Raw genomic sequence first — 245 nt, forward strand, 5'->3', positions numbered from 1 at the left:
CCTAAAAGGAGGATAATATGCACGATAAGAACGGAAATCCAATAAAAGTTGGAGATAAAGTGAGAGTTGAAGCGGTAATTGAAAATACATCGGCTACCGAAACTTTCTGTAATGTAACACTGGGCATCGGTAAAGACCAAGAACATAGTGAATTTAATGTTCACGGCACTCTAGTCGTAAACGCTAAACAAGTCGAGTTGATTGAGGAATAAATGACTTTAGAAATTCCTGATTTAGACGGCTGG

General features: G+C 38.4%; 1 protein-coding gene. It reads left to right on the plus strand.

All coding sequences use genetic code 11. The features are described from left to right. The first annotated feature begins 17 nt into the window (after positions 1-17). Positions 18-212: a hypothetical protein gene (locus P9228_RS30925; protein WP_278057071.1), complete on the plus strand. Its 195-nt coding sequence runs from the start codon at positions 18-20 to the stop codon at positions 210-212. The last annotated feature ends 33 nt before the right edge of the window (positions 213-245 follow it).

This window comes from Mesorhizobium sp. WSM4898 (assembly GCF_029625845.1).
Classification (GTDB): Bacteria; Pseudomonadota; Alphaproteobacteria; order Rhizobiales; family Rhizobiaceae; genus Mesorhizobium.